The organism is Micromonospora sp. KC207, from assembly GCF_004348615.1.
Lineage (GTDB): Bacteria > Actinomycetota > Actinomycetes > Mycobacteriales > Micromonosporaceae > Micromonospora.
The window spans coordinates 1-5,952 of the sequence record NZ_SMKJ01000355.1 but is presented as its reverse complement, the minus strand read 5'-3'; the positions used below and the strand labels follow the sequence as shown (position 1 = coordinate 5,952).

Genomic DNA, 5,952 nt, shown 5'->3' with positions numbered 1-5,952 from the left:
CCCTGGGTGCGCCCGCGCAGCGCCCGGTGGAACGCGTGCGAGTGGGCGTTGGCCAGGCCGGGGAGGGTCAGCCCGGGCAGCCGTACGGCGTCGTCCAACACCTCGACCCCGGCCGTGGGGTCGCCGCCGGCGGCCAGTGGGGTGACAGCGGTGATCCGGCCCTCCTCGGCCTCGATCAGCACGTCGGCGGTGGGCTCGGCCCGGTCGGGCAGCCATGCGTACTCGGCGAGCCAGCGGGTCCTGGTCACCTCTTCCACCCCCTATGGAGCTGCCCCGTCTTTGCTACCGCTGCGCGGGTGGGTGCGTTCGTCGCGTGCGGCGTCGGCGAGGGACACGCCGCCGCCGGGACGGGTCCGCGTCGTTGTCCCGTTCGTGCGGGCAGCTCCATAGTCGGGACGGGTCCGCGTCGTTGTCCCGTTCGTGCGGGCAGCTCCATAGTCGGGATGGGTCCGCGTCGTTGTCCCGTTCGTGCGGGCAGCTCCATAGTCGGGATGGGTCCGCGTCGCTGCCCCGTTCGTGCGGGCAGCTCCATAGGGGCCGCAGTGCGCCGTCGACCGGGAACCAGACGGGTCCGGTTCCGCCTGTGTCGGCCTCGCTCGGTCACGCGCACGTCAGCTCCGCCAGCACCCGGGCCAGGGCAGTGACCCCGGCGGCGCAGTCGGCGTCGGTGGCCGCCTCGGCGGGGGAGTGCGACACCCCGGTCGGGTTGCGCACGAACAGCATCGCCGTGGGCAGGTGCCCGGCGAGGACCCCGGCGTCGTGGCCCGCCCCGGTGGGCAGCACCGGCGCGCCGAGCAGCGCCGCGAGCCGCCCGCCGAGGTCGCCGTCGAAGGCGACGTTCGGGGTCGTCGACTCCTCGGTCACGGTCACCTCCGTGCCGTCCCGGCCGGCCCGCTCGGCGGCCCTGGCGCGGACCGCCTCGACCAAACCGGCGACGGTCTGCGGGTCTGCGGCGCGGGCGTCCAACCAGCCGGTCACCCGCGCAGGGATCGCGTTGGTGGCGTTCGGCTCGACCCGGACCCGGCCCACCGTGGCGTGCGCGCCGCGCAGCCGGGCCTCCTTGTTGGCGGCGAGCACCGTGAACGCGTACGTGAGCATGGGGTCGCGGCGGTCGGCCATCCGGGTCGTACCGGCGTGGTTGCCCTCGCCGTGGAAGTCGAAGCGCCAGCGGCCGTGCGGCCAGATGGCGCTGGCGACCGCGACCGGCGCGTCGTGGTCGACCAGCGCGCGGCCCTGCTCGACGTGCAGCTCCACGAAGACCGCGAAGCCGCCGAGCAGGTCGGGGCGGGCGCCCGCCGGCCGGTCGCCCAGCGCCTCGGCCAGGCTCACCCCGTCGGCGTCGCGCAGCCCGGCCGCGCGGTCCGCGTCGAGCGCGCCGGTGAGCAGCCGGGACCCCAGGCACGGTACGCCGAACCGGGCCCCCTCCTCCTCGGCGAACGCGGCCACCACCAAGGGCCGGGCCGGGGTGCGGCCGGCGGCGCGCAGCTCGTCCACGGCGAGGAACGCGCTGACGATGCCGAGCGGCCCGTCGTACGCGCCGCCGTGCGGCACAGAGTCGAAGTGGCTGCCGGTCAGCGTGGCGCCTGGCGCGTCGGGGTCGCCCCAGCGGGCGAAGAGGTTGCCGTTGCCGTCGGCGGTGACCGGCATGCCCCGGCGGTCGGCCTGCGCCCGGAACCAGTCGCGCAGCGTCAGCTCGGGGGCGGTGAACGCGTACCGCAGGTAGCCACCGCTGCCGGCGTCGCGGCCGATCGGCGCGATCTCGTCCCACAGCTCGCGGAACCGGCGGTGGTCAGGAGGGGACCCTTCACCTACAGAATGCGTCAACAAGGGGCCCCTCCTTAAGCCTCGGACATGGGGACGCGGACGCCGGTGCGGTCGGCGACCTCCCGGGCGGCGTCGTAGCCGGCGTCGACGTGCCGGATGACGCCCATCGCCGGGTCGTTGGTGAGCACCCGTTCGATCTTCTGCCCGGCCAGGGCGGTGCCGTCGGCGACACAGACCTGGCCGGCGTGGATGGACCGGCCGATGCCGACCCCGCCGCCGTGGTGGATGGACACCCAGGACGCGCCGCTGGCGGTGTTGACCAGCGCGTTGAGCAGCGGCCAGTCGGCGATCGCGTCGGAGCCGTCGGCCATCGCCTCCGTCTCCCGGTACGGGCTGGCGACGCTGCCGCAGTCCAGGTGGTCCCGGCCGATCACCACCGGCGCGGACAACTCGCCGGAGGCGACCATCTCGTTGAACCGTACCCCGGCGCGGTCCCGTTCGCCGTAGCCGAGCCAGCAGATCCGCGCCGGCAGGCCCTGGAACGCGACCCGCTCGCCGGCCATCCGGATCCACCGGGCCAGGGACTCGTTCTCGGGGAAGAGGTCGAGGATCGCCCGGTCGGTGACGGCGATGTCGGCCGGGTCGCCGGAGAGCGCCGCCCACCGGAACGGCCCCTTCCCCTCGCAGAACAGCGGCCGGATGTACGCCGGCACGAAGCCGGGGAAGTCGAACGCCCGCTCGTACCCGCCGAGGCGCGCCTCGCCCCGGATCGAGTTGCCGTAGTCGAAGACCTCCGCACCGGCGTCGAGGAAGCCGACCATGGCCTCCACGTGCCTCGCCATCGACGCCCGCGCCCGGTCGGTGAACTCGGCCGGCTTCGCCCGCGCGTAGTCGTGGGCGTCGGCCGGCTCCACCCCCTCCGGCACGTACGACAGCGGGTCGTGCGCGCTGGTCTGGTCGGTGACGACGTCGACCGCCACGCCCCGGCGCAGCAGCTCGGGGAAGACGGTGGCCGCGTTGCCGACCACGCCGACGGAAAGCGGCCGGCGGTCCCGCTTTGCGGCGAGCGCCCGCTCGACGGCGTCGTCGAGGGAGTCGGCGACCTCGTCGAGGTAGCGGTCGCGCACCCGACGGTCCAGCCTGGCCCGGTCCACGTCGACGACCAGGCACGCGCCGCCGTTCATGGTGACCGCGAGGGGTTGTGCCCCACCCATCCCGCCGCAGCCGGCGGTCAGGGTGAGGGTCCCGGCGAGCGTGCCGTGGAAGCGTTTCGCGGCGACGGCGGCGAACGTCTCGTAGGTGCCCTGGAGGATGCCCTGGGTGCCGATGTAGATCCACGAACCGGCCGTCATCTGCCCGTACATGGTCAGGCCGAGGGATTCCAGGCGGCGGAACTCCGGCCAGGTGGCCCAGTCGCCGACCAGGTTGGAGTTGGCCAGCAGCACCCGGGGGGCCCACTCGTGGGTGCGCACGACTCCGACCGGGCGGCCGGACTGCACCAGCATCGTCTCGTCGTCGCGCAGGTCGGTGAGCGTGCGCACCAGCGCGTGGTACGACGGCCAGTCCCGCGCCGCCCGCCCGGTGCCGCCGTAGACGACCAGGTCGTCGGGGCGCTCGGCCACCTCCGGGTCGAGGTTGTTCATCAGCATCCGCAGGGCGGCCTCCTGCGGCCACCCCCGGGCGGTGCGCGCGGCCCCCCGGGCGGCGCGGACGGGTTGGGGCATCTCGTCTCTCCTCTCAGCCGAGGAACAACTGGCGACGGGCGGCGGAGGACTCGAACGCCTCCAGTCGGCGCTGGGTCTCGGCGGGCGCGGCGTCGCAGATGGCCTGAAGAACCACCATCGCCAGCGTCATCGGGGCGGTGTGCAGGTCGAACACGAGGCCGGTGCCGACGGCGGCGGGGAGCACCACCTGGGCGTGTTCGGCCGCCGGGCTGACCGGCGAGTCGGTGATGGCCACCACGGTCAGGCCGGCGGCCCGCGCCTCGGCCAGCGCCTCCAGGGTCTCCCGGGGGTAGCGCGGCAGCACGAAGGCCAGCAGGGCGGTCGCCCCGGCCGCCGTGGCCTGCTCGATCCGGTCGGTGAGCAGGCTGCCGCCGTCGTCGAGCACCCGCACGTCGGGGTGCACCTTCGCGGCGAAGTACGCGAAGTACGCGGCCAGCGGCGCGGCGGCCCGCAGCCCGAGCACCGGCAGCGGGCGGCTGGCGGCGAGCAGCTTGCCGACCCCGGCGATCCGGTCGGTGTCGGCGAGCTGGCCGGCCAGCCGTTTTAGGTTGGCCCGCTCGGTGTGGACGGCGCGTTGCAGCTCGTTGCCGCTGCCGGAGGGCTCGCCGGTGGCGGTGCCGGTCAGCTCGCGCAGCCGGCGGCGCAGCGCCGGGTACCCGTCGTGGCCGAGTGCGACGGCGAACCGGGTCACCGAAGGCTGACTGACGCCGGCCAGTTCGGCCACCTCGGCCGCCGACAGGTACGCCGCGGCGGCGGCGTGCTGCACCAGGCTGTGCGCGATGCGCCGCTGCGTCGGGGTGAGCCGGACGCTCTGAAAGAGGTCGAGCACCCGGTCGGCGGACGCCCCGGCGGTGCCTCCTTCATTCATGCGGTGACTCTATGCATAAAAACTTTCATAGGCAACCCGCGACGGCCCTCGACGTCGCCACCCATCGGTACTATCCGCAGGGCGGGTGAACAGAGGAGTGGGGCATGCAGCCGGAGGGTCCGTACAGGTTCACCGAGGCGTCGGGGGTCTGCCAGGTCGGCAGTGCCTGGTGGGCGGTGGACTCGCAGGACCGGCTGATGAACATCGCCGTGCTGGAGGGGGCCGCCGCCGCCGACCAGCCCTGGCGGGAGGCCTTCACCAACGCGGCGGACACCCTCGCGCAGACGCCGGGCGGCCCCCGCTACGTCAACGCCGACTTCGCCGCCGCCCGCCCCTGGGTCGCGTACCCGGCCGAGGTGGAGAACGCCGCCGACAGGCTCTTCGGGCTGCTCGGCATGCCACTGCGGTCGCCCCGCCTCGAACCCGTCGGCGACGTGGCCACCCAGGCGATGCCGGTGATCAACCCGGTCACGCCGACCTCGGGTGTGCCCATCTCCGGCCAGCCCGCGTCGGGCTTGCCCAGCTCCGGCGCACCGCCGGTCTGGGCGGCACACGCCACCGGGTCGCCGGTCGTCCCGGCCGCACCGGCGGCGGATCCCCCGGCCGCGCACCCCGGGCCGGCCGAGCCCGTCGTGCCGCGCGACCCGTTCGCGTCGCCCGCGCGTCGCATCCAGCCGTCCCCGTCGCCCCGCCCGCGTACCGGGCTCCGGCTGGGGGTCGCGGCCCTGGCCCTGGCGGTGCTCGCCGCCGGCGGCGGGCTCGCCGTCTGGGCCGCCACCCGGGACCAGGACGCGCCCCCGCCGGCCGGCCCCGCCGGGGCGTTCCCGACCGCCACCCCAGCCGCCGGCTTCCGCCCATGGAGCCAGGCGGCCCCGTACAGCCCGCAGGAACGGGCGCTCGCCACCGCCGCGCCGGGGCTCGTCTTCGTCGAGGCGGTGTTCAACGGGTACCTGCGCGACGGACGTACCGGGGCGCTGCTCAACCCGACGCCCGTCACGTTCCAGCGGCGGTGCAGCGGCTTCGTGGTGAACCCCGACGGGCACGTGCTCACCAACGGCCAGTGCGTCGCCCCCGACGAGCCGGTCGCCCGGGAGCGGGCCCTTTACACCCTCGGCCGGATTCTCGTCGCCGGGAAGAGGCTCACCTCCGGCGCGCTGGACGGCTGGGTCCGGTCGCGGACGGCGAACACCCGGTTCACCGGCAAGGAGCCGGACCGGCCGCCGTCGAGCCAGGTCTTCGTCCAGCTCAACCAGGCCCGGGGCGGGCTGACCGGCACCCCCGCGATCGCCGGCGAGGTGGTGCGCACCCGGGCCGCCGACGCCGGGGACCTCGCCCTGGTCAAGGTGACCCGGCCCGACCTGCCCGGCGTCGAGCTGGGCGACCCCGCCGTGCTCGCGCCGGGCGAGGCGGTGGTGCTGGCCGGTTACCACACCGTCGACACCGACTTCCGGGACGCCACCTACACGCTGCGCTCGAAGACCGTGCAGGTCACCGCGACGGACACCGCCCAGGGCCCGGTGCCGCTGTTCCGGATCGGCGACGACATCGGCATCTACTCCCACGGCGGGGTCGCACTCGACCCGGCCGGCCGGGTGG

Annotated in this window: 4 protein-coding genes and 1 pseudogene; 1 reads left to right on the top strand and 4 read right to left on the bottom strand. The window is 75.2% G+C overall.

The window, feature by feature from the left end:
• The 4 genes and pseudogenes from E1258_RS28915 to E1258_RS28900 all read right to left on the bottom strand — a co-directional run.
• A pseudogene (locus E1258_RS28915) lies at positions 1–248 on the bottom strand (formimidoylglutamate deiminase); the annotation flags it as partial.
• A 352-nt stretch (positions 249–600) separates the two neighbouring features.
• Positions 601–1,827, bottom strand: a complete 1,227-nt coding sequence (locus tag E1258_RS28910; RefSeq protein ID WP_132406702.1) for an allantoate amidohydrolase — start codon at positions 1,825–1,827, stop codon at positions 601–603.
• A gap of 11 nt (positions 1,828–1,838) precedes the next feature.
• Positions 1,839–3,488, bottom strand: a complete 1,650-nt coding sequence (gene hutU, locus E1258_RS28905; protein ID WP_132406700.1) for a urocanate hydratase — start codon at positions 3,486–3,488, stop codon at positions 1,839–1,841.
• A gap of 13 nt (positions 3,489–3,501) precedes the next feature.
• Positions 3,502–4,356, bottom strand: a complete 855-nt coding sequence (locus E1258_RS28900) for a MurR/RpiR family transcriptional regulator (RefSeq protein ID WP_132406698.1) — start codon at positions 4,354–4,356, stop codon at positions 3,502–3,504.
• Positions 4,357–4,460: 104 nt separating this feature from the next.
• On the opposite strand from E1258_RS28900, the gene E1258_RS28895 reads away from it, so the two are divergent.
• Positions 4,461–5,952, top strand: a 1,492-nt coding sequence (locus E1258_RS28895) for a trypsin-like peptidase domain-containing protein (protein ID WP_207919788.1), incomplete at its 3' end; no start/stop codon positions are given.

Bases quoted from the DNA above. Each gene is read 5' to 3' on its own strand.
- hutU (WP_132406700.1), bottom strand. From the start codon at position 3,488: ATGCCCCAACCCGTCCGCGCCGCCCGGGGGGCCGCGCGCACCGCCCGG.
- E1258_RS28900 (WP_132406698.1), bottom strand. From the start codon at position 4,356: ATGAATGAAGGAGGCACCGCCGGGGCGTCCGCCGACCGGGTGCTCGAC.